At 36.2% G+C, this 19,761-nt stretch carries 23 protein-coding genes and 1 riboswitch; of the genes, 15 read left to right on the top strand and 8 right to left on the bottom strand.

The genetic code is table 11. The annotated features are described in order from the left end of the window. Positions 1 to 30: 30 nt before the first annotated feature. From cobT to cobO, 9 genes are read left to right on the top strand one after another with little or no spacing between them, the layout of a single operon-like run. Positions 31 to 1,077, top strand: a complete 1,047-nt coding sequence (gene cobT / locus AS161_RS08325) for a nicotinate-nucleotide--dimethylbenzimidazole phosphoribosyltransferase (RefSeq protein WP_164542441.1) — start codon at positions 31 to 33, stop codon at positions 1,075 to 1,077. Beyond that, positions 1,077 to 1,574: a bifunctional adenosylcobinamide kinase/adenosylcobinamide-phosphate guanylyltransferase gene (cobU, locus tag AS161_RS08320; RefSeq protein ID WP_164542483.1), complete on the top strand. Its 498-nt coding sequence runs from the start codon at positions 1,077 to 1,079 to the stop codon at positions 1,572 to 1,574. The genes cobT and cobU overlap by 1 nt, the downstream gene beginning before the upstream one ends. Further along, positions 1,571 to 2,233, top strand: coding sequence for a cobamide remodeling phosphodiesterase CbiR (gene cbiR, locus AS161_RS08315; protein ID WP_011994521.1), 663 nt, complete (start codon positions 1,571 to 1,573; stop codon positions 2,231 to 2,233). Before cobU ends, cbiR begins: the two co-directional genes overlap by 4 nt. Continuing rightward, positions 2,223 to 2,948: an adenosylcobinamide-GDP ribazoletransferase gene (locus AS161_RS08310; RefSeq protein WP_011994522.1), complete on the top strand. Its 726-nt coding sequence runs from the start codon at positions 2,223 to 2,225 to the stop codon at positions 2,946 to 2,948. The genes cbiR and AS161_RS08310 overlap by 11 nt, the downstream gene beginning before the upstream one ends. Before the next feature lie 38 nt (positions 2,949 to 2,986). Continuing rightward, positions 2,987 to 3,805: an AAA family ATPase gene (locus AS161_RS08305; protein WP_241241370.1), complete on the top strand. Its 819-nt coding sequence runs from the start codon at positions 2,987 to 2,989 to the stop codon at positions 3,803 to 3,805. After that, positions 3,805 to 4,689, top strand: a complete 885-nt coding sequence (gene cbiB / locus AS161_RS08300; RefSeq protein ID WP_164542482.1) for an adenosylcobinamide-phosphate synthase CbiB — start codon at positions 3,805 to 3,807, stop codon at positions 4,687 to 4,689. Before AS161_RS08305 ends, cbiB begins: the two co-directional genes overlap by 1 nt. Continuing rightward, entirely contained in the window at positions 4,674 to 5,708 is a 1,035-nt protein-coding gene (locus AS161_RS08295) for an aminotransferase class I/II-fold pyridoxal phosphate-dependent enzyme (protein WP_164542439.1), read from the top strand. Before cbiB ends, AS161_RS08295 begins: the two co-directional genes overlap by 16 nt. Then, positions 5,666 to 6,307, top strand: a complete 642-nt coding sequence (locus tag AS161_RS08290) for a diphthine--ammonia ligase (protein ID WP_164542438.1) — start codon at positions 5,666 to 5,668, stop codon at positions 6,305 to 6,307. The genes AS161_RS08295 and AS161_RS08290 overlap by 43 nt, the downstream gene beginning before the upstream one ends. A gap of 17 nt (positions 6,308 to 6,324) precedes the next feature. After that, positions 6,325 to 6,840, top strand: coding sequence for a cob(I)yrinic acid a,c-diamide adenosyltransferase (cobO, locus tag AS161_RS08285; protein ID WP_164542437.1), 516 nt, complete (start codon positions 6,325 to 6,327; stop codon positions 6,838 to 6,840). 13 nt (positions 6,841 to 6,853) lie between these two features. On the opposite strand, the gene AS161_RS08280 is transcribed toward cobO, so the two are convergent. The 3 genes from AS161_RS08280 to AS161_RS08270 form a co-directional block, all read right to left on the bottom strand. Next, complete coding sequence (locus tag AS161_RS08280) at positions 6,854 to 7,780, bottom strand: aldo/keto reductase (RefSeq protein ID WP_164542436.1); 927 nt, start codon at positions 7,778 to 7,780, stop codon at positions 6,854 to 6,856. 114 nt (positions 7,781 to 7,894) lie between these two features. Continuing rightward, positions 7,895 to 8,428 carry a hypothetical protein gene (locus tag AS161_RS08275; protein WP_164542435.1) on the bottom strand — a complete coding sequence of 178 codons (534 nt, stop codon included), beginning with the start codon at positions 8,426 to 8,428 and terminating at the stop codon, positions 7,895 to 7,897. A gap of 150 nt (positions 8,429 to 8,578) precedes the next feature. Next, the gene (locus AS161_RS08270; RefSeq protein WP_164542434.1) at positions 8,579 to 9,136 is read right to left on the bottom strand and encodes a DUF2202 domain-containing protein; all 558 of its coding nucleotides are present in this window, start codon (positions 9,134 to 9,136) and stop codon (positions 8,579 to 8,581) included. A 200-nt stretch (positions 9,137 to 9,336) separates the two neighbouring features. Here AS161_RS08270 and AS161_RS08265 point away from each other — a divergent pair, with 200 nt between their 5' ends. From AS161_RS08265 to AS161_RS08250, 4 genes are all read left to right on the top strand, one after another. Continuing rightward, complete coding sequence (locus tag AS161_RS08265; RefSeq protein ID WP_011994531.1) at positions 9,337 to 9,852, top strand: NUDIX domain-containing protein; 516 nt, start codon at positions 9,337 to 9,339, stop codon at positions 9,850 to 9,852. A 159-nt stretch (positions 9,853 to 10,011) separates the two neighbouring features. Continuing rightward, a riboswitch (cobalamin riboswitch) is annotated at positions 10,012 to 10,194 on the top strand. Between the two features lie 79 nt (positions 10,195 to 10,273). After that, positions 10,274 to 11,341 carry an ATP-grasp domain-containing protein gene (locus tag AS161_RS08260; RefSeq protein ID WP_164542433.1) on the top strand — a complete coding sequence of 356 codons (1,068 nt, stop codon included), beginning with the start codon at positions 10,274 to 10,276 and terminating at the stop codon, positions 11,339 to 11,341. Beyond that, complete coding sequence (locus AS161_RS08255; RefSeq protein WP_164542432.1) at positions 11,328 to 12,185, top strand: CoA-binding protein; 858 nt, start codon at positions 11,328 to 11,330, stop codon at positions 12,183 to 12,185. The genes AS161_RS08260 and AS161_RS08255 overlap by 14 nt, the downstream gene beginning before the upstream one ends. Beyond that, entirely contained in the window at positions 12,155 to 13,012 is an 858-nt protein-coding gene (locus AS161_RS08250; protein WP_164542431.1) for a YitT family protein, read from the top strand. Before AS161_RS08255 ends, AS161_RS08250 begins: the two co-directional genes overlap by 31 nt. Positions 13,013 to 13,073: 61 nt before the next feature. On the opposite strand, the gene AS161_RS08245 is transcribed toward AS161_RS08250, so the two are convergent. Together AS161_RS08245 and AS161_RS08240 are read right to left on the bottom strand one after the other, a co-directional pair. Continuing rightward, a complete protein-coding gene (locus tag AS161_RS08245) occupies positions 13,074 to 13,562 on the bottom strand; it encodes a ferritin (RefSeq protein WP_164542430.1) in 489 nt (162 codons plus the stop codon). Positions 13,563 to 13,588: 26 nt separating this feature from the next. After that, complete coding sequence (locus tag AS161_RS08240) at positions 13,589 to 14,044, bottom strand: peroxiredoxin (protein ID WP_164542429.1); 456 nt, start codon at positions 14,042 to 14,044, stop codon at positions 13,589 to 13,591. Between the two features lie 150 nt (positions 14,045 to 14,194). On the opposite strand from AS161_RS08240, the gene AS161_RS08235 reads away from it, so the two are divergent. Beyond that, the gene (locus AS161_RS08235) at positions 14,195 to 15,505 is read left to right on the top strand and encodes a deoxyribodipyrimidine photo-lyase (protein ID WP_164542428.1); all 1,311 of its coding nucleotides are present in this window, start codon (positions 14,195 to 14,197) and stop codon (positions 15,503 to 15,505) included. Between the two features lie 246 nt (positions 15,506 to 15,751). Beyond that, positions 15,752 to 17,008, top strand: a complete 1,257-nt coding sequence (locus AS161_RS08230; RefSeq protein WP_164542427.1) for a DUF438 domain-containing protein — start codon at positions 15,752 to 15,754, stop codon at positions 17,006 to 17,008. Positions 17,009 to 17,077: 69 nt separating this feature from the next. On the opposite strand, the gene nadC is transcribed toward AS161_RS08230, so the two are convergent. Genes nadC through nadX form a run of 3 tightly spaced genes read right to left on the bottom strand, consistent with a single transcriptional unit; the run spans position 17,078 to position 19,630 of the window. Continuing rightward, positions 17,078 to 17,911: a carboxylating nicotinate-nucleotide diphosphorylase gene (gene nadC, locus AS161_RS08225; RefSeq protein ID WP_206518805.1), complete on the bottom strand. Its 834-nt coding sequence runs from the start codon at positions 17,909 to 17,911 to the stop codon at positions 17,078 to 17,080. Next, a complete protein-coding gene (gene nadA / locus AS161_RS08220; protein WP_164542426.1) occupies positions 17,901 to 18,860 on the bottom strand; it encodes a quinolinate synthase NadA in 960 nt (319 codons plus the stop codon). Before nadA ends, nadC begins: the two co-directional genes overlap by 11 nt. 20 nt (positions 18,861 to 18,880) lie before the next feature. Beyond that, complete coding sequence (gene nadX / locus AS161_RS08215; RefSeq protein ID WP_164542425.1) at positions 18,881 to 19,630, bottom strand: aspartate dehydrogenase; 750 nt, start codon at positions 19,628 to 19,630, stop codon at positions 18,881 to 18,883. Positions 19,631 to 19,761 lie beyond the last annotated feature (131 nt).

The raw sequence follows: 19,761 nt of genomic DNA, 5'->3' as shown, positions 1-19,761 counted from the left end.
CGTGGATTAGAAAGTAAGGGGGAGAGGTGTATGGAAACAGGGAGGAAGATTAACAAAGAAACTTTACGTAACGATATTTTGAGAAGGCTCAATAATCTTACAAAACCGGTTGGAAGTTTGGGATATCTTGAGTACTTAGCTCTTAGAATGGGGCTTATCCAGGGTAAGGTTATTCCAGATCTTCCTGAAGATAAGAGGGTTTATGTATTTGCGGGAGACCACGGGGTTGTTAAGCAAGGGGTTTCAGCTTATCCAAAAGAAGTTACAAAGCAGATGGTGTACAATTTTCTCAACGGTGGAGCCGCTATTAATGTTTTTTCACGACACGTTGGAGCAACTGTTTATGTTGTCGATGCAGGTGTTGATGGTGATTTTCCGATTGAATCTCCTTATCTTATCAGAGCAAAGGTTGGTTTTGGGACGAATGATTTTACGGAAGGCCCTGCGATGACAAGGGAACAAGCGTTGTTGTGTATAGAGTACGGGAGGAAAATAGCGCGTGAGGCGATAGAAGATGGTGCCGATTTGCTCGCAGTTGGCGATATGGGGATTGGTAATACAACAACCGCCACGGCAATTGCGGTTGCTTTTGGATACGATATAACCGAGATAATCGATATTGGGACACCGATAAGTACAGAGGAATTGAAGAACAAGAAAAGGGCGGTTTTAAAGGCAATTGAGGTAAATAAGCCAAATCCGTCCGATCCAATCGATGTACTCCAGAAAGTTGGAAGCTTTTGTATAGGCGAGATGGCAGGTTTTATTCTTCAAGCTGCTGAGATGGGTGTGCCGATTATCATCGATGGTTTCCCAACAACCGCTGGTTTGTTATTGGCTTGGGAGATTAATTCAGAAGTAAGGGAATATGTCTTCGCGGGTCACAAATCGAAGGTGAAAGGTCACAAGGTGATTTTAGATACTTTAGGCTTGAGGCCTATCCTTGACCTTGACATGCGCCTTGGTGAAGGTACTGGTGCAGTGCTTTCTATGTCGATAATCGAAGCCGCAATAAAGATGATTAGGGAAATGGCTACATTCGATAGTGCGGGTGTTTCGAAAGGGACTGATCAGTGATGATTCTTGTAACTGGCGGTGTGAAGAGTGGGAAGAGTTCTTTCGCTTTGAAACTTTCTGAAAAGTACAATAAAAAGGCATTTTTGGCAACGGGCGTACCTTTCGATGAAGAGATGAAGAAACGTATCGAAAAGCACAAAGCGGAGAGGGGAAATGATTTCGATACGTACGAGGAACCAATTAACGTTCCAGATACTCTTAATAGTATCGCCGATAAGTACGATGTTATAGTCTTTGAGTGTGTTACAACATATCTTGGGAATTTGTATTATTATGCGGTTAACATAGATAATTATTTAGATAAGCTGTTGGAATCGTTTAAGAATGTGAAATGCGAGTTGATAATTGTTACTAACGAGGTTGGTTGGGGCGTTATTCCAGAAAATGAGCTTGCAAGAAAATATGTTGAAACTCTAGGGAAGTTGAATTCAAAAATTGCTAATATATCTGACCAAGTTTATTTAGTTGTGAGTGGAATAGGGGTACGGATAAAATGAAGAGAGCAGAGAGGCAATTGATTGGTACTACTTCGTGGCTTGTACCTGGTACTTATTACGAAAACGCTCGTTTAGTTGCCCAACTTGTCGATTTCGTTGAATTATTAGTCTATACGTGGGATTCGGATACGTTTGATTTGTTCGAAAGGGAAATCGGTAAGCTCAGAACTCTCAGTGAAAATTATGGCCTTAAGTATTCCATACATTTACCAACCGATAGTTTGAAGAATGTTGGGAGTGTTTTGAATTATTTTGATGGAAAGTTGCCTGTTGTTAATTATGTCCTTCATCCTTACGATGGTGAAGAATTTTACGATTTGCTCAACGGTGATTTTGGCGGGCGGATATCTGTTGAGAATTTAAAAGAAAAAGTTGTAAATTTCAAAAGGACGGTTTTTGATATAGGGCATCATTTGCTGGGTGTGAAGGTTGATGATGCTTTTCTGAGTAATGTTGTTGAGCTTCATGTTATGGGTATTGAGAATGGTAAAGACCATAGAAAGCTTAATTTAGAAACGCTTGAGCAGATGTATTCTATATTGGGTGATAGGATGTACGAAATTGAATACGTGTGTTTTGAGATATTCGATTTGAATGATTTAATTGACTCTTTAAAGCTTTGGAAGGCTTTTAAGAAGGTGAAGTTGTATGCAAGATAGTTTAAAGGATATCTTGCTAACTTTTTCTTTCATATCAAGATTGCCAGTGAAATTAGGGGAGTTGTCTGATTGGGAAGTCAGGATGAAACGAATACCAGCTTATTTCACAATAGTTGGCTATATTCCGGGTTTGATTTATTTTACAGGGAGTTTTCTTTCTTTGAATTTTGGGATAATTGCACCTTTGTTATCTATTGTCTTGGGATTTTATCTTTTTGATTTATTCCATTTCGATGGCCTTTTAGATACACTTGATGGGTTTTTGAATCAGTCTTCTAAGAGTAGACGACTTGAGATAATGAGTAAGGGCAACGTTGGGCCATTTGCTGTTTTCTATGGTGTTTTGTATGTAATTGTCTTTTGGGAACTGATTACGTCTATTGAACCTGTCGCTTTTGTTTTTGGCAGTGTCTTTGGGCGTTACACCATGGATGTTGTTTTAGTATTTTCAAAACCAGCAAAGAATGAAGGACTTGGCGCTATGTTATTTCCGTTTAATAGATTTCTTCTTGTACCTGCGACGTTATTTACGTTACCACTCTTATTAATCGACGTGAAACTATTTTTAGTTTCTATCTTTTCTTCTTGGTTGGTAGGTTTTTTGATTTCAAAGGTTTCGGAAAAGCAAATCGGAGGTGTAACGGGTGACGTGTTGGGTGGAAGTTGTTTGATTGGTCAGATAGTTGTTTTACTGATTTTAAATTATTTAATTTAAGTTTAAGCTATTTTGAGAGGGTGAATTTTGTGTTTTTGATGGTGCAAGGCACTATGTCAAATGTTGGGAAATCGACAATTACACTTGCTCTGTGCAGGTATTTTACAAACAAGGGTTTGAATGTCTTCCCTTTTAAAGCTCAGAATATTTCAAGTAAATTTGTAGATATTGGCGGTGTGAAGATAGCTATTGCTCAGTATTTCCAAGCGATAGCGTGTAAGAAAGAGCCACATGTGTATATGAATCCACTTCTAATTGTTCCAAGGGGGAAGTTGGAAGCGTATTTTTTGGGAGAGTATGTAGATTCTTTCGATTCACGTGAGTATATGTACGATGAGAAAAAACGTATATTGGAAAAGATCGTCGACATACTCAAAGATTTGGAAAGGGAGAATGATTTGGTAATAATAGAAGGCGCGGGCTCTTGTGCTGAACCGAATTTAAGAGATAGAGAGATAGTCAATATGCGTATAGCTATGTCTGTTCAAAGTTCTGTTGTGTTAGTTGCGGATATTTCTCTTGGTGGCGCGTTCGCGCAAGTTGCAGGCACTATGGAATTGTTAGAAGGCAATGAAAGAAGTCTTGTGAAGGGATTTATTTTTAATAAGTTTCACGGTGATAAAACGTTGCTTGGTGATTTTCCAAATCAATTAGCTCAAAGGTATTCAATTGAATATTTCGGCACAATTCCTTATTTGGAGAATAAATTACCAGACGAAGATTTAAAAGTGTCTAAGTTTGGTGAATTGAATACATTAGAAGATATTTCAGCTATAGATGCTGAGATTGAAAGGATAACTGAGCACGTTATTTCGAATATACAAATTCAAAAACTGGAGCGTATTTTAGGGTTATGATGGGAATAAACGAAAAGGTTTTAGTGTTTTTACTTGCTTTGATAATTGATTTATTTTTCGGGGAGTTTCCTAGTGTTATCCACCCAGTTGTTTACATGGGACGTGTGGGAAAGTTTTTCGATAATATTTACAAATCGAGAAGTTCAAAAGCTGTTTCTTTTGTTCTTGGAATGATTTCGCTAATCGTAGAGTTGATTATTTGGGGAGGATTAGGATACTTTCTCCAAAGTTTTTCAAAAAGATTCACAATAACGATGATTTTTGAGGTTTGTATTCTCAAATCCACATTTTCTATCAGGTCACTTTATGAGCACGTAAAACGATGTTATACAAATGATGTTGAGTTATTGAGAAAGAATGTTTCTATGATAGTCTCGCGTGATACTTCAAAGCTTGATAAGTCTCATCTTTACTCTGCGGCTGTTGAGAGTCTCGCTGAGAATATATCCGATAGTATTACTGGACCTTTGTTTTATTACGTGCTGTTTGGTTTACCTGGAGCGGTTGTTTACCGTGTTGTGAATACATACGATGCGTTGTTTGGCTACAGAAACGCAAGGTACGAATGGTTTGGCAAGTTTCCCGCGCGGTTTGACGATTTGCTTAATTTGGTACCGTCTAGGTTGACCGCGTTGTTTATATCTTTCTTCAATTTTAAACGTTCTTGGGAGTATATCAAAAAGTATGGTGGGATAAAGATTAACGCTACTTATCCGATGAGCGCTTTCGCTGGAGTGCTCGGTTTAGGTTTTGAAAAGATTGGTTATTACAAATTCGATGGGAAATTACCAGATATGGAAGATTTGGGAAAAGCCCTTAGATTGTACAAAAAGGTTGTTTTTCTGATAATTTTGGTGGTGGTTTTTTCATGCATGGTGGTATAAATGACGGGACGTTAATAGATTTTTCTATCTCAGTCAATCCTTTCATACCAGATTTTGTGAAAGAAGCACTGAAAGAGAGTGTAAAGTATGAAAGGATGTACACTTACGTTGAATGGTTAGAAGATGAGTTCAGGAAAAAGTTTGGGGTTGATTCGGTAATAGTTGCTGGTGCCACCGAGGCGTTTCATATAATCGGATGGACTTTTGTGAAAGATGCAGTGGTTATAATCCCAGAACCGAATTATACAGAATACGAGCGGGTTGCGAGATTTTCAGCGAGTAAGATTGTTAAAATTAGAGTTTTTCAAAGTGAAGAAGATTATTTTGAAAGGATAGAGAAAGTTATCTTTGAAGAGCGAAAAAATTCCAGTAGGTGTGTTTTAATAACGGGAAATCCGAATAATCCAACGGGAGAATATACGAACTTCAGCGATTTTGTAAAAGATATTTACAAAAAATACGGTAAAGAAGTGATGATAATTTTAGATGAAGCGTTTATAGATTTTGTACCTAAAGGTGAGCAATTTGAGTTGTGTGAATTGGATAATTTGGACAATTTGATTATTGTGAGAACTTTTACGAAGATTTTAGGTGTGCCTGGTGTGCGCATTGGGTATGTTAAGAGTCGGAGTTTTAGAGAAGTATTCGAAAAATACCGTATGCCTTGGGGTATAGGCGGGAGCGGTTACGCCGTTTTGAAGAGTTTAATAGAGAATTTTGATGATTACAAAGCTTTTTTATCAGAGTCTTCTGAGTATTTTAAAAAAGAGCGAGAGAGATTCAAGAATTTTTCCTTTTTCAATTCAAAGACGAACTATTTAGTGATTGATGTTGGTGATTCTGAGGAATTTCAAAAGTTTATGCATAGAAACGGGTTACATGTGAGAACGATGGAAGACTTTGGGATGGATGGGTTTGTAAGGGTGGGGTTAAAGGATAGAGGTGCGAACGAAAAGCTTAGGAGGTTGGTTGAAGAATGGTATTTTCATCGTGGAGTGGAGGAAAAGACAGCGCGTTAGCTTTGTACAGGGCGCTTAAGGATTTCAAGGAAGTTGAGAAAGTCGATATCTTATTTACTATGTTCGATGAAAATTGTGAAAGAACTCGCGCGCACGGCTTGCCCAAATCACTTATTAAAGCTCAAGCTGAGAGTATAGGGGCGAAATCAGTAATTAGGTGCGCTTCGTGGGAGAGTTACGAAAGTGAGTTTTTGAAGTTTTTAAAAGAGTACGCAAAAGGCGGGATAGGAATATTTGGTGATATTGATTTACAGGAACATAGAGATTGGGTTGAGAAAGTATGCGGTACGTATAACGTTAAGGTTTTGGAACCATTATGGTTGGAAAAAAGAGAAAAGCTCTTGGAGGAATTTTTAAACTTTGGTTTTAAAGCTATTATCGTGGCAGTCAAAAATGGTTTAGAAGATTTGCTAGGACTGGATTTACACAATCGTGAAACCATCAGGCGTATTGAAAAACTTGGTGTAGATTTATCCGGTGAAAATGGGGAGTACCATACGTTTGTGTACGATGGTCCGATATTTAAAGAACCGATAAATTTCAAAATAGTTGGGAAGCATGTAACAGAGAAAAATGCTTATCTGGTTTTGGATATATGATTTGGGAGGATTAAAAGATGGGATATATACACGTTTACACTGGAAATGGAAAAGGAAAAACAACAGCAGCGTTTGGATTAGCTTTAAGGGCTATATGCGCTGGAAAGAAGGTTTACATAGGGCAGTTTATAAAGGGTATGAAATACAGCGAACTTGATGCTGTTAATTATCTTCCAAATTTGGTGATAGAACAGTACGGGAGGAATTGTTTTATCAAAAACAAGCCAACACAGGAAGATATCGAGCTTGCAAGAAATGGCTTGAATAAAATAAAAAAAGTCATCGAGGATGGAGCGTACGATATTGTCATCCTCGATGAAGTTAATGTTGCAGTGTACTATAATTTATTTACCGCAAAAGATGTTATTGATGTGATTAGCAAAGTTCCAAAAGAGCGAGATATGGAGATAATACTCACTGGAAGATATGCTCCTCAAGAGTTCATAGACATCGCCGATTTGGTTACGGAGATGAAAGAAATAAAGCATTATTACCAAAAAGGCGTAATGGCACGCAAGGGTATAGAGTTTTGAGAGTTTTGATTAGCTATGGTATCATATTGCCAGCTGCGATATACAAGCCATACCATTCTTCTCTTGTGAGCCATACTTCCGTTGCTTGGGCTATTCGTTTTAGTCTTTCAGGGTTTGTTGTTCCCACAATTGCTTGGATTTTTGCGGGGTGTCTTAATATCCAAGCGATAGCTATTGCTTCTTTGGAGACGTTGTATTTCTGGGAAAGTTTATTTATTTCATCGTTGAGTTTAGCAAATTTCGGGTCGTCTAAGAATACACCCCTTATATTTCCTTGTTCATCACCCCATTGGAATGGCGACCAAGCTTGAATTGTTATGCCTTTTATCCTTGAATATTCCAATACACTTCCATCTCTGTTGATTGATTGGGGGAATTTAGTGTTTGTGAATATACCGAAATCTATCATCCCAGTATTTGTTAAGCTAAGCTGGAGTTGATTGGTTAATATTTTGTAATTAATTCCAGTACTTAGCAATTCGATTTGCATTGGGTTAAAGTTACTCACACCGAAGTATCTAACCATTCCTCTGCTGTGAAGATATGTGAATGCTTCGCCAACTTCTTCTGGCTCCATCAATGTGTCCGGGCGGTGGAGAAGGAGGATGTCGATATAATCGGTGTTTAAACGCTTTAAACTTTTCTCAACGGAAGATATTATGTGTTCTTTTGAAAAATCGTAAAATCCACTTCGAATTCCACATTTAGTTTGTATGATGATTTTCTCTCTTGGTATTTTTACGTGTTCCAAAGCCTTTGCGAATACCTCTTCTGATTTTCCGCCACCGTAAATATCAGCGTGGTCGAAGAAATTTATTCCAAGTTCTAAAGATGTGTTTATTAGCTTTACAACATCTTCAATGGGTTTATCCCAAATCCTCATGCAACCTAAACCGATAATTGGGACTTCTATCTCGCCACCAAGTTTTATATACCTCATTTATCCCACCTCCTTTATTTCCTTAAATTATACCACGATATTTATAGTACTTATAATAAAAGAAAATGCGTACCTTTCGGTACGCATTTTCTGTATTTACCTCTGTCTTTACGGTTATATCCTTGGACCTCTGTTTGGCATTCTTTGAGATGTTTTTTGTGCTGCTTGTCTGTTGCATCTTTCTGGCATTACGTCGTCAACGTTTACTTCTTTTCCATCTATTACAACTTTTTCCGCAACTATGTATTTTGATGTGCTTGTTGTTACTAATCGCCCGCTAATTTCAATCGATTGCCCTGCTTTAAGTGAGACTGCTCTGAATATCGGACCTGCGTGGACATCGTATACATCATTTCCAACTTGTATTTTGAGAACAAATCCGTTTTGTACGTCCCATGATACTTCTTTGATTGTACCTTTGAATTCTTGTGTTGCGCTTAAAGTTGCATCTGCGGGAAGATTTCTGTAAAGTCTTGTTGCGGTAACTTGCTGTGTTTGAAGTTGAGTTTGAACCTGTGTCTGAGCTTGTGCTTGAGACTGAGTTGTCACTCCATAGCAGTAACCATGATTTGCCGTTGCTGGACCGAATGCGAATATGCTACCAACCAAAAGAACTCCTGCCGTTAATACCACTAATATCTTCTTCATACTTCCAACCTCCTTTTGCCTTCCCTGTAGTTTTTTGTTTTTTTCTTTTTCTTTTTTCCCTCTTTACGAAGGACAATCTAAGTATATCCATTTAACCTTAAAAAGTACTTATTGAAAACTTAGAATTTGCTTAAATTTTTTACTTTATACTTATTTTGAAAATGCTCTTAAGTGATTTTCTGACCCATTTTTCAGATAGCCGTAAACTACCTTTATATCTTCATTGCTTGTTTTGGAAATGGCTTCTTCTAAATCTTTGATATCAAGCTTTTCAATTTTCACTCCAACGCTGAGAGCATCGGTTAATGATTTTTTACCTTCTGAAACTAATTGATTGTATAGACTTTCGAACTCTGGGTACGCAAACTTTCCTATTTCATCTGTCTTAAGTGGGTTTTCTATATCGTACTTGTCAAGTAAAGCTTTAACTGCATCCATGTGGTTTTGTTCAGAGCGTGTTATGTTGTTGAATATGGGGAGTTTGTAAATTTCATAGAGTGTTTTGTATACGTCTCTTGCAAGTTTTTCTTCTTGAATCATCATTTGAAGACTTTTAATATCATCTTGAGTAAGTGTACTTGTTGGAGTGTAAGAAATCAGTCTTGTTGTTTGTGCTGCGCTTAAAGTTGTTGAAGAGAAGAGTAACATAATACCAGCTGTTAAAATTCCAAGAATCAGTGTGAGAGTTAACTTGTTTACCTTTTTCATACTATCGCCTCCTAAGAGCAAGGTGTGGTTTTTTTGTTGCTTGTTTCTCATTTCTCATATTTACATCCCAATTATATTCATCCAAGCTGAGAAAATCCTTATGCTTTCCTGAGAATTTGCTTAGAGTTTTTGGTATAATTTAATTGTTGTTGGAGTGGTAAAAATATATAAAATATACACTAGGATTGGAGTTGGATAATGTGAAATACACGGAGATAGCCCAAAAGCTTATCAAGAGCCCAAAGCAACGGTTAGCAGTTATATGCTATGCGCAATACGATGGGAAGATTTTATTTATTAATAGAACAAGAGAGCCTTTTTCTGGATTTCTTGTTCCACCTGGTGGAAAGGTTGAAGATGGAGAAGGGATAGAAGAAGCAATTAGAAGGGAATTTAGAGAAGAAACAGGACTTGAACTCAACAATCTTAGGTTGAAAATGGTAACATCTGAAGAAGGACCGGAGCATTACAATTGGGTACTTTTTATATTCGTGGCAGAATTGAATAGTGACAAATTTATCCAAAGTGATGAAGGAGAACTCGTTTGGGTGGAGAAAGATAAAATTTTTGAAGAAAATCTTTCGCCCATAGATAAAGCTTTGGCAAGGTATATATTAGATGGTTCAAATAAAGTGAAGCTTGCTCAGATAAAGTACTCAGAGGATAAGAGCATTGAAGATTTAAAAATCGAGGATTTAGATAGTATTTTTGAATAGGTTATTTACAAATTTGAATTTGGAAAGTTGTCCATACAAAAGCATTAGAAAGATAGGATAATTTAAAAATCCTTATTTGGTAAGAAAAAATGATTTCAAAGGCGTTATTCGACTAGACATTATCTTGTGAATGATTTAGAATAAAGTTGTGAAAAAGTTAATATTCCAAACTGCGAAGGTGCCGAAAGGCTTAATAGGGAACTCCGGTGAGAATCCGGGACGGTCGGGCCACCGTGAGTGGGGACGAAATGCTCAACTGGCCACTGGCTTTTTTAGCTGGGAAGGCGAGCAGAGTAGGATGAGCCACAAGTCGGGAGACCTGCCTTCGTAGGATGGCATTCCCAAAAACCATAGATTTTTGGGAAATTTTCTGTTTTAAAATTCTTGAAAATCCTAGAAAAGTTGTGAGGAGGGGATTTCTATGAAGATTCAAGAGTATGTGGGGAAAAGACTTTTGAGCGAACATGGTTTTTATGTACCAAGGAGCTTATTTGTCAAAGAAGAGGATATCGATTCGAAGGAACTCACTCAAAAGATTTTGGAGCTCGGCTTTCCACAGGTTTTGAAATCTCAGGTTCTTGTTGGAGGAAGGATGAAAGCTGGAGGGGTAATCATCGCAAAGAACTTGGAAGAAAGTATGAGAGCGTTGCGAGAGCTTGTGAATAAAGAGATAAAAGGTGAAATGCCGGAAGGAGTATTGATTGAAGAATTTGTGAAACACGACAAAGAGTTGTACTTTGGTATTACGATCGATAGGACGAATAGAAATATATTGATGATTTATTCTGAGTTTGGTGGTGTTGATATAGAGGAAGTGTCAAGAATGTTTCCAGATAAGGTTTTGAAAACGTATTCAATTGGCGATTTGCCAGCTGAATTTAGGAAGACTGCAGAAATGTTGTTGGATATCTTTAAAAAACTTGATTTAACACTTTTAGAAATAAATCCTGTCGGAGTTACCGAGAATGGATATGTGATGCTTGATACAGTAATGCACGTTGATGATAATGCCTTGTTTAGGCAAAATTGGGCGATAGAGCGAATGGATGGAAGAGAGAATGAGATGGTTTTACTTGGAGGTTCGTATGGGGTTATAGGTTGTGGCGCAGGAATTGTTATGGCAACGATAGATATGTTAAAAGAATTTGGTTTTGAACCTGCCAATTTTTACGACGTTGGTGGTGGCGCGACCCGTGAGAATGTTTTTGAAGCACTGAAAAAGGTTTCAAGAATTTCTAAAAAGATAGTGCTTAATATTTTTGGTGGCATAACAGATTGCTTGCAAGTCGCCGAGGCGATAGTTTTGTTTAAAGAAAGACATCCGGATGTCGAACTGTTTTTAAGGATTTCTGGGAATAAGGAAGAAGAGGCAAAAAAATTACTTAGCAGTATTGGTATGACCGCTGTTAGTGATATGAACGAATTGATAATGTTAATTCAAAATGAAGAGGCAAAGAAAAAGGAGTTGATGAAAGATGTTCTTTTCTAATGAAAAAGTCTGCGTTTATGGCATAACTGGTAGATATGGAAGTTACCATACAAAGAAGATGATAGAATACGGTACCAATGTTGTCTGTGGTGTGAGTAAAAATGATGAAATTAAGGAAGTACACAATGTGCCTGTTTATAATACACTGTCCGATTATGTTAGTAAAGGTTTTAATGTCGATACGGCGATATTCTTTGTGCCTGCTCCGTATGTAATGGAAGCATTTTTGGATGCTTTCAATAATGGTGTGAAGAAGTTTGTCGTAATAACAGAGCATGTACCTATCCATGATACTTTAAAGATGGTTGATATCGTTAAGAAAAATAATCTGACGCTGGTTGGTCCTAATTGTCCTGGGGTTATATATCCAAAAGAGAAAGTAAAACTTGGTATTATGCCTGAAAAGTATTTTAAAGAAGGTGAGGTAGCCATTATTTCGAGAAGTGGGACGTTGATGTACGAGATTGCGAAGTATATAGGTGAAAGTTATGGAGTTTCTATAGGGATAGGACTTGGTGGAGATCCAGTTATTGGTTTGAATGTCTCAGAGGCTTTTAAAGAAGTCGCGAAACTTGGTTTTGAAAAGGTTGTTTTAATTGGTGAAATTGGTGGAGAAGATGAGATTATAGGTGTTGCTGAGGCGATTAAGATGGGGTTTAAGCCAAGTAATATTGTGAGCTTTTTTGCGGGAAGACATGCGCCGGAAGGTAAAAGAATGGGGCATGCCGGTGCGATAGTCGAGGGTGAGCACGGGAAAATTAAGTACAAAGAGGAGAAGATGAGAGAATACGGTGTTAGGGTGGTGAAATTTCCATGGGAAGTGAAAAGCGCATTCGCCTTGTAAAAGAGTATTTTGTTTCCACAATTGGTGTGTTGATAACGGCTTTGGGTGTTGTGATTTTTCTAATTCCAAACAATATCGCAGCTGGTGGGGCATCTGGGTTGGCTATAGTCTTAAATAGATTCATTCATCTATCGGTTGGTGTTTGGATGTATGTGATAAATATAGTGTTATTTTTAATTGCGTTTATTTTGGTTGGTTTCGATTTTAGCTTCAAGACAATTTATTGTACCTTTATGTTCAACTTTTTCATCGATTTTTTCGACAGAATAATCCCAATTTACAAGTACAATGGTGATATGATTATCGCAGTGTTTTTTGGCGATATTTTGACAGCTATAGGGATGGCTTTGACTTTTTCTCAAAATGCATCAACTGGAGGTACAGATATACTCGCGAAAATAATGAACAAATTCTTTGGGTTTCCAATGGGGCTTGGAATATTGGTACTTGATTTTTCCATAGGTATGTCCGCGGGTTTCGCATACGATATAAATACTGGGATGTATTCTATATTGGCAATTATCGTGAATGGAACAACTATTGATTTTGTTTTGAAGGGTTTGGAGTTGTCTATAAATGTTTGGATAGTTTCGGAAAAATACGAAGAGATTAAAGAATTCGTATTAAATGGACTTAACAGAGGAGTCACTATATTCGATGCTACAGGTGGGTATACTCAAAAACCGCGAAAAGTTCTTTTCGTGACGTTGAAAAGAAGAGAGCTACATGAATTGGTTGCTAAAATAAGGGAGATAGATAAGGAAGCGTTCTTTGTTGTAAATGAAGCGCCCATGGTTTTTGGGAATGGATTTAAAGAGATTGTGTAAATTGTATAAAACAAAAGCAAGAGCACGTAACGTGCTCTTGCTTTTTGTAAGTGTTTTAAAATTATTCTCTTGAGCCAGCTTCTTTATCGAGCATGTAAAGCGCAGTAGGAGAATCTTGTAATTTTTGGAGTTTCTTAAGTATAAGTTCTGTTTGAGCTTCTTCTTCAACTTGTTCTTTCACAAACCAATTCAAAAATTCTTGGGTCGCGTAATCGTTTTCTTCTTTTGCAAGAGAATAGATTTTGTTTATGCTTTCAGTTATAAATCTTTCGTGATTGTAAGCTGCTTCAAATGCTTTAAGTGGGCTTTCCCAATTCGATTGCGGTTTTTCAATCGCTGGGAGTTCAACTCTTCCACCACGTTCGTATATAAATTCGTATATCTTCATTGCATGACCAAGTTCTTCTCTGGCTTGTACTTTCATCCATTTGCCAAAACCTAAGAGGTCTATTGAGTCAAAGTAAGTTGCCATTGAGAGATACAGATATGAAGAGAAAATCTCTTTACCAACTTGTTCGTTTAATGCCTTAAGTACTCTTTCGCTTATCATGTCTCTTTCCCTCCTTTTTTAAAAACTTAACCTAAAACTTTTTGTATTTCTTCGTAAGGTGGTTCAACTGCTGGATTGTCCGTTACCCATTTATATATTACCACACCATCGTCAAGAACGAAAACAGCTCTTTTTGCCACTGTGTAATTTGGAATATTGATGAAGTTCTCATGTACACCACCGTATTGTTTTGCGACGTTTCCACCAAAATCAGATAGCAATCTGAAGTTTAATTTGTTCTTTTCAGCGAATGCTTTGTTCGCAAATGGTGTATCAATGCTTATTCCGAATACCGTTGCGTTAAGGTTGTTGAATTTTGCCATCATATCTCTGAATGTACAAAGCTCTTTCTCACATACACTTGTGAATGCACCCGGATAAAACGCAAGAACCACTTTTCCTTTTAATTCTGATAATTTAACAGGTTTCAATTCATGGTCAACCAATTCAAAATTTGGTGCTTTTTGTCCTAATTCTAACATATTTTTCCCTCCATTTGTTTAAAGTGATATTCTGTACTATATTATACCAAATCTAATTTTGATTGTCAAATTTTATTTTTAATTTTTTTGATTTGCATAGGGTATAATTAAAAATAATAATTGTCTAAAATTGCCTTGTGGGGTGATTATATGCTTTCTGTGTATCTTTTTAAAAGAGACCTTAGGTTAGATGACAACAAAGCATTATTTGAAGCGCTAAAAAATTCATCTAAAATCATTCCGATTTTTGTATTCAATAAGACCATCCTTAAAGAATTCAACGCTTACAACCAGAAAGTTGGTTTTGTTGTCGATGTTTTGAAGAATATTTCTAAGAAGATAAATTTGTATGTTTTTCATGGAGAAGATGATGAGATATTAGAATTTTTGTTCTCAAATTATAAACCAGATGCGCTTTATACAGCGCAATCATTTTCTTGGCAAGGTGAGGAGCGAGATAGGAATATTGAAAAAGTTTGCCAGAAGTATAATGTGAAATTTCATGCTGTGTTCGATAACTATCTTGCCGATTTTAGAAAGATACCGTACACCAAGGTATTCACCCCGTTTTACAAAAAGTGGCTTGGGTATGTGGAGAGTCAGGAATATGAGATAAATATCGAAGAATTAAAAAGAAAGGTTGTGGCCCTTGATTTGGACACAATAGATACTATTCTGGTTAAGTTCCCAGAGCTAAATCAGAAGAATGAGGTATTTACTTACGATTATGGATTTGAGAGGTTGCGCAGTTATGATTTTGCTAAGTATCAAGAACAAAGGGATTTTCCAGGGCTCGATATGAGTTCTAGGTTATCGCCTTACATACGTTTTGGGGTTTTATCGATAAGAAAGATACACAATATCGCAAGTAAAGTTAGTCCAGAATTTGTTAGGCAATTAGCATGGCGCGAGTTTTGGTATCATATAAAGTATAATTTTAGTGAGTTTAATAAGTTGGAATTTTTGGAAAAAAGAAGAAATGTGAGATGGAGATACGACGAAAAGCTATTTGAGAAATTTATTAACGCTCAGACGGGATATCCAATTGTCGATGCTGGAATTAGGCAACTTAAACAGGAAAATTGGATGCATAACAGGGTCAGGCTAATCGTGGCTAATTTTTTAGTGAAAGATTTACTTATTGATTGGCGTATTGGCGAGAAGTTCTTCAGAGAGTACTTACTTGATTACGATGAGGTTTTAAACGTTGGCAATTGGCAATGGAGTGCTTCCGTTGGCCCAGACCCAAAACCCCTTAGGATATTTAATCCCATGATACAATCGGAAAAATTCGACCCAAATTGTGAGTATATCAAAAAGTATATTCCTGAATTGAAGAATGAAGAAAATTACAAAATTCATAATCCACTGGAGTATAAGCTCAATTATTATGAGACTATTGTAAACCACTATGAGGCAGTGCAAATAACCAAACGGTTGTATAAAGGTATGGATGTTTAAAGATTGATAGAAATAAGAAATAAAAAGTCTGTTGGTAATTCCAACAGATTTTTTTATTTCAATTCTCAATTGAATGGAAAGAAGGCTAAGAGTACAAAGCATTGAATAAAACAAAAAATTGTTTTACTATGTGGCCAAGAATTTCTAGATTTGATTCTGAAAACCGTAACCTATGTTACACTTATACAGAGTTAATCAATGGTAAAATTTAATTAGTCAAGAATAATTAAATTTGGAGGTGTTGATATGAGTGAAGTATTCAACAAAAGGGAATATTTAAAAAATCTGATTAAGAGAACGAAAACAGAAGATAGTGAAAAACTAAAAAAGGAAATTCAACAAGTTCTTGCTGAATTTTCACCTCTTGAAATAGCAATTGTTGAACAAGAGCTTATGAGAGAAGAAGGAATAAGTGTTGATGAAGTGAGAAAAGTTTGCAATATTCACATCGATGTTCTTAAAGATAAAGTAAGTGGACCAAGTCTTGATGTCCCAAAATGGCATCCAATATATATACTAGTTAAAGAGCATGAGCATATACAAGAAAAAGTTGTTGAATTTAAAAAGCTAGTTGAACAAATAAATCAAAAAGGTGGTTTTGCGGAAGTTATGCCGTTAATTGTGAAGATTCAAGGGTTTATCGATGAATTCGAAAATTTTGAGTATTATTTTCAAAAGGAAGAAAATGTTTTATTTTCGGTTATTGAAAAGCATGGTGTTGAAAAGCCACCTATGGTTATGTGGAAAGAGCATGATATTTTTAGGAATTTGAGGAAGGAACTTAAAGAAATGAATGAAAAAAGGACATCAAATTTTGAAGAACTAAAAGAAAAGTTGTGGAAGATTAGTACAGGAATGGTAGATCTAATATTAAACCACATATACAAAGAACACTCTGTTTTATTTCCTTCTGCTCTTGAAATAATAACAGACGAGGAGTGGAAAATGATTAGAGAAGAATTTGATAAAATTGGATATTGTTGTTATAAGCCAGAAGAATATCCAAAGGAACGTGTTAGCGTTAATGAGGAAGATATAACAATCGATAAAATCAATTCTATGATAAAAAAATATCTTGAAAAATCACCGAGTGATAAAATTGAATTTCCAAGCGGTGTATTGACCAAGAAACAACTTGTTGCGATATTAAACACTTTGCCGGTTGATATAACATTTGTGGATGAGAATGACGAAGTGAAGTACTTCAGTGAGACAAAAGATAGGATATTTGTTAGAAGTAGGGCTGTAATCGGAAGGAAAGTTCAGAATTGTCATCCGGAAAAAAGTATAGAAATAGTAAACAAGATTCTTTCCGATTTTAAATCAGGAAAGAGAGATAAAGCCGATTTTTGGATTAAACTTGGTGAAAAATACGTTTTTATACAATATTTCGCGGTTAGAGATGAAAATGGAAAATATCTTGGGACTTTAGAAGTTACACAAGATATCGCACCCATTCAGAAAATAACAGGAGAAAAAAGGATATATGATGAAAAAGATTGAAAATTAACAATAAAAATAAACACCCCCTAAAATAATATGGGGGTGTTTTCTATAGATTTAATCAAAATATCATTTCACAATTTCCATACTGAAGTCTATGTATTTTATCTCTGTGGTTAGTTTTCCTATGGATATAATATCTATGTGTTCACAGATGTATTCTTCGATTTTTTCTGGATTGACTCCTCCGGAGAGTTCTATGAGTATATGTGGATAACTTTCTTTTAATTTTTTGGCTAGTGAGGATGCTTGGGAAGGGGAAAAGTTGTCAAGCATTACGATATCCGCACCTGCTTTAGCGGCTTCAAATGCCATCTCTTCTGTTTCAGCTTCCACTTCGATTTTTTTGCTAAAGCTCAGGTTTTTTCTGACTTGTTGTACTGCGTTTGCTATTGAACCGTAAAGCGCGATGTGGTTGTCTTTTATCATCGCGCAATCTGAGAGGTTTAATCTGTGCGTGTCTCCTCCAGCATGCATAATTGCTATTTTTTGTAATTCACCTGTAAATGGAATAGTTTTTCTTGTGGCAGCGATTTTTATATCTGGTTTGATTTTTTTCGCGCGTTCAACAATCGCGTTTGCCTTTGTCGCTATGGAAGACATGAACGACAAAACGTTTAGAATTGTCCTTTCGCAGATGAGAAGATTGTACGCATCGCCAGATAGAGTTGCAATCTCTCCTTTGAAGATTCTTTCACCGTCTTTTGCTTTAAATTCACTTTCGATATTGAACTTTTCGAGCACTTTTTGCACGATTTCAACGCCTGAAATTATTGCTTCTTCGTTTTTTAAAATTATACAAGCAGATGTTTTCTTACCTTTTAACGGATAAGACGCGAAATCGATGAATCCTTCGTCTTTTCTAATTAAGTCAACTATATTTTCAACAATTTTATCGTACATTTATTCCCACTTCCTTTTCATTTTTTCTATTTTCCGTGAGTTCTAACATCTTCTCGATTGCTTTCCTTGCTTTTTTTGCGATTTCTTCTGGAACAACGATTTCTTCTCTTTCCTCTAATAAAGCAAGATATGTGTTTTTGAGATTATTTTTCTTCATATTGTAACAGACCATTGAAGGCACAGGAATAAATAATCTATCTGGATAAATCTTTTTCAATTTTTCAATCATACCCACTTCTGTAACAACTATGAATTCTTTGGCATTCGAATTTGCTGGATATTTTTCCATTTGTGATGTGCTCCCAACGAAGTGTGAGAGTTTTCGAATGTTTTCAGGAGTTTCAGGATGTGCCATAACTTCTGCTTGTGGGTATTTTTTCATAAGTTGAGTTATTTCTTCTTCGGTTACGTAATTGTGCACGTAACAATATCCATTTTCACCAGGTATGGGGATAACTTTTTTGCCAGTTTTTTCCGCAACAAATGAGGCGAGGTTTTTATCTGGTCCCATTAAAACGATGTCACTATCGATTGCTTTCACGACATCCACAGCATTTGCGGATGTGCAAACGACATCTGCAACAGCTTTAACTTCTGTCCGGCTATTTACATAAACAACAAACGGGGCGTTGTATTTTTCTTTTGCGTTCAAAACATCGGAAACGGATAATGAATTTGCCATTGGACAAGTGGAATACCTAACGGGTACTATAACTTTTTTCTCTGGATTTAAAACTTTTATCATCTCTGCCATGAAATCAACACCGAGGAATAGGATTTTTTGTGAGTCTAATTTTGTCACAAGTCTTGCAAGTTGCAAAGAATCCCCTAGATAATCAGCTATCTCTTGTAATTCTTTAATTTGGTAATTATGTGCAACAATTGTATAACCTTTTTCCTGGGCCAGTTTCTTTATATCCTGAGGTGTTATACTCGAGAACTTTTGCATATTTTAACTTCCCCCTTTTTTCAGCCAATTTTCATTTTTTCAAATTTTTTCCTTATACTTGCCACAAGTGAAAGAGGAGCTAAATAGCTTGTCTTTGGATTTGGTGAAGGTTTGTTTTTGTGAATTATTGTGTAATCGCCAACTTTCGAGTGGATTGTTATTTCATGGATGTTTTCAGTTACGCTTGGGTCAGCAAGGATTTTTACATTAACTTTTTCAAAACTTCCCACAGCGAGTGATAAGGTTACAGAAACGTTGGTATTTTGTGGAAACTTTTTTATGGCTTCTCTTGCGTTACCGAAAAATATGATTTGTTCACTTTGAACGTTATCTAATCCAAAAGCTTTTGGTGGCTTTCGTGTGGTGAGTGTTACTGAATCGATATATTTTCTAATCGCGTATATAATGTCAATTCCACCTATTGCGCCAGATGGTATGAAAACATTCGAGTTAGAATTTTTCAATTTCTCAATGAATTTTTCGAAAAACTCTTCGTCTGCAAAAGCACCAGAGCTTATTATGTAAAAGTCTTTTCCAGATTTAAGAACCTCTATTCCGTACTTTTTAACCGCTTCAACAGAAGCACATTCCACAACTATATCTGCCTCGGCTGGTATCTCAAAGTTTTCAAGAAAATGACATTTTAGTTCCTTTTTTTTCGATAAACTCGTTGGTGATATATCAAAATACCAGCATTTGTCTATATAATCCTTTAATTCTTCAATTACTATATTTGCGATATTTCCCCCACCGATAAACATCACTTTCATTTACAAACACTCCTTTTGTTTTTTCTGTTTTCAAATTTTTCTTGTTAATATTTTACATTTAAAGTAAATAAGTGTCAATTAGAGTAAAGTACAAAAAAACAAAGAGCGGGATATAACCGCTCTTTGCTTGG

The organism is Fervidobacterium sp. 2310opik-2 (genome assembly GCF_011057735.1).
In the GTDB taxonomy this organism is placed as follows: domain Bacteria; phylum Thermotogota; class Thermotogae; order Thermotogales; family Fervidobacteriaceae; genus Fervidobacterium; species Fervidobacterium nodosum.
The sequence above is the reverse complement of the archived record's forward strand: the minus strand, read 5'-3'. Positions and strand labels throughout refer to the sequence as shown.

Bases quoted from the DNA above. Each gene is read 5' to 3' on its own strand.
- nadA (WP_164542426.1), bottom strand. From the start codon at position 18,860: ATGCAAAAGTTCTCGAGTATAACACCTCAGGATATAAAGAAACTGGCC.
- cobO (WP_164542437.1), top strand. From the start codon at position 6,325: ATGGGATATATACACGTTTACACTGGAAATGGAAAAGGAAAAACAACA.
- AS161_RS08290 (WP_164542438.1), top strand. From the start codon at position 5,666: ATGGTATTTTCATCGTGGAGTGGAGGAAAAGACAGCGCGTTAGCTTTG.
- AS161_RS08260 (WP_164542433.1), top strand. From the start codon at position 10,274: ATGAAGATTCAAGAGTATGTGGGGAAAAGACTTTTGAGCGAACATGGT.
- AS161_RS08280 (WP_164542436.1), bottom strand. From the start codon at position 7,780: ATGAGGTATATAAAACTTGGTGGCGAGATAGAAGTCCCAATTATCGGT.
- nadC (WP_206518805.1), bottom strand. From the start codon at position 17,911: ATGTACGATAAAATTGTTGAAAATATAGTTGACTTAATTAGAAAAGAC.
- cbiB (WP_164542482.1), top strand. From the start codon at position 3,805: ATGGGAATAAACGAAAAGGTTTTAGTGTTTTTACTTGCTTTGATAATT.
- AS161_RS08310 (WP_011994522.1), top strand. From the start codon at position 2,223: ATGCAAGATAGTTTAAAGGATATCTTGCTAACTTTTTCTTTCATATCA.
- cobT (WP_164542441.1), top strand. From the start codon at position 31: ATGGAAACAGGGAGGAAGATTAACAAAGAAACTTTACGTAACGATATT.
- cobU (WP_164542483.1), top strand. From the start codon at position 1,077: ATGATTCTTGTAACTGGCGGTGTGAAGAGTGGGAAGAGTTCTTTCGCT.
- AS161_RS08245 (WP_164542430.1), bottom strand. From the start codon at position 13,562: ATGATAAGCGAAAGAGTACTTAAGGCATTAAACGAACAAGTTGGTAAA.
- AS161_RS08270 (WP_164542434.1), bottom strand. From the start codon at position 9,136: ATGAAAAAGGTAAACAAGTTAACTCTCACACTGATTCTTGGAATTTTA.
- cbiR (WP_011994521.1), top strand. From the start codon at position 1,571: ATGAAGAGAGCAGAGAGGCAATTGATTGGTACTACTTCGTGGCTTGTA.
- AS161_RS08275 (WP_164542435.1), bottom strand. From the start codon at position 8,428: ATGAAGAAGATATTAGTGGTATTAACGGCAGGAGTTCTTTTGGTTGGT.
- AS161_RS08305 (WP_241241370.1), top strand. From the start codon at position 2,987: ATGGTGCAAGGCACTATGTCAAATGTTGGGAAATCGACAATTACACTT.
- AS161_RS08240 (WP_164542429.1), bottom strand. From the start codon at position 14,044: ATGTTAGAATTAGGACAAAAAGCACCAAATTTTGAATTGGTTGACCAT.
- AS161_RS08250 (WP_164542431.1), top strand. From the start codon at position 12,155: ATGGGAAGTGAAAAGCGCATTCGCCTTGTAAAAGAGTATTTTGTTTCC.
- AS161_RS08295 (WP_164542439.1), top strand. From the start codon at position 4,674: ATGCATGGTGGTATAAATGACGGGACGTTAATAGATTTTTCTATCTCA.
- nadX (WP_164542425.1), bottom strand. From the start codon at position 19,630: ATGAAAGTGATGTTTATCGGTGGGGGAAATATCGCAAATATAGTAATT.
- AS161_RS08230 (WP_164542427.1), top strand. From the start codon at position 15,752: ATGAGTGAAGTATTCAACAAAAGGGAATATTTAAAAAATCTGATTAAG.
- AS161_RS08255 (WP_164542432.1), top strand. From the start codon at position 11,328: ATGTTCTTTTCTAATGAAAAAGTCTGCGTTTATGGCATAACTGGTAGA.
- AS161_RS08235 (WP_164542428.1), top strand. From the start codon at position 14,195: ATGCTTTCTGTGTATCTTTTTAAAAGAGACCTTAGGTTAGATGACAAC.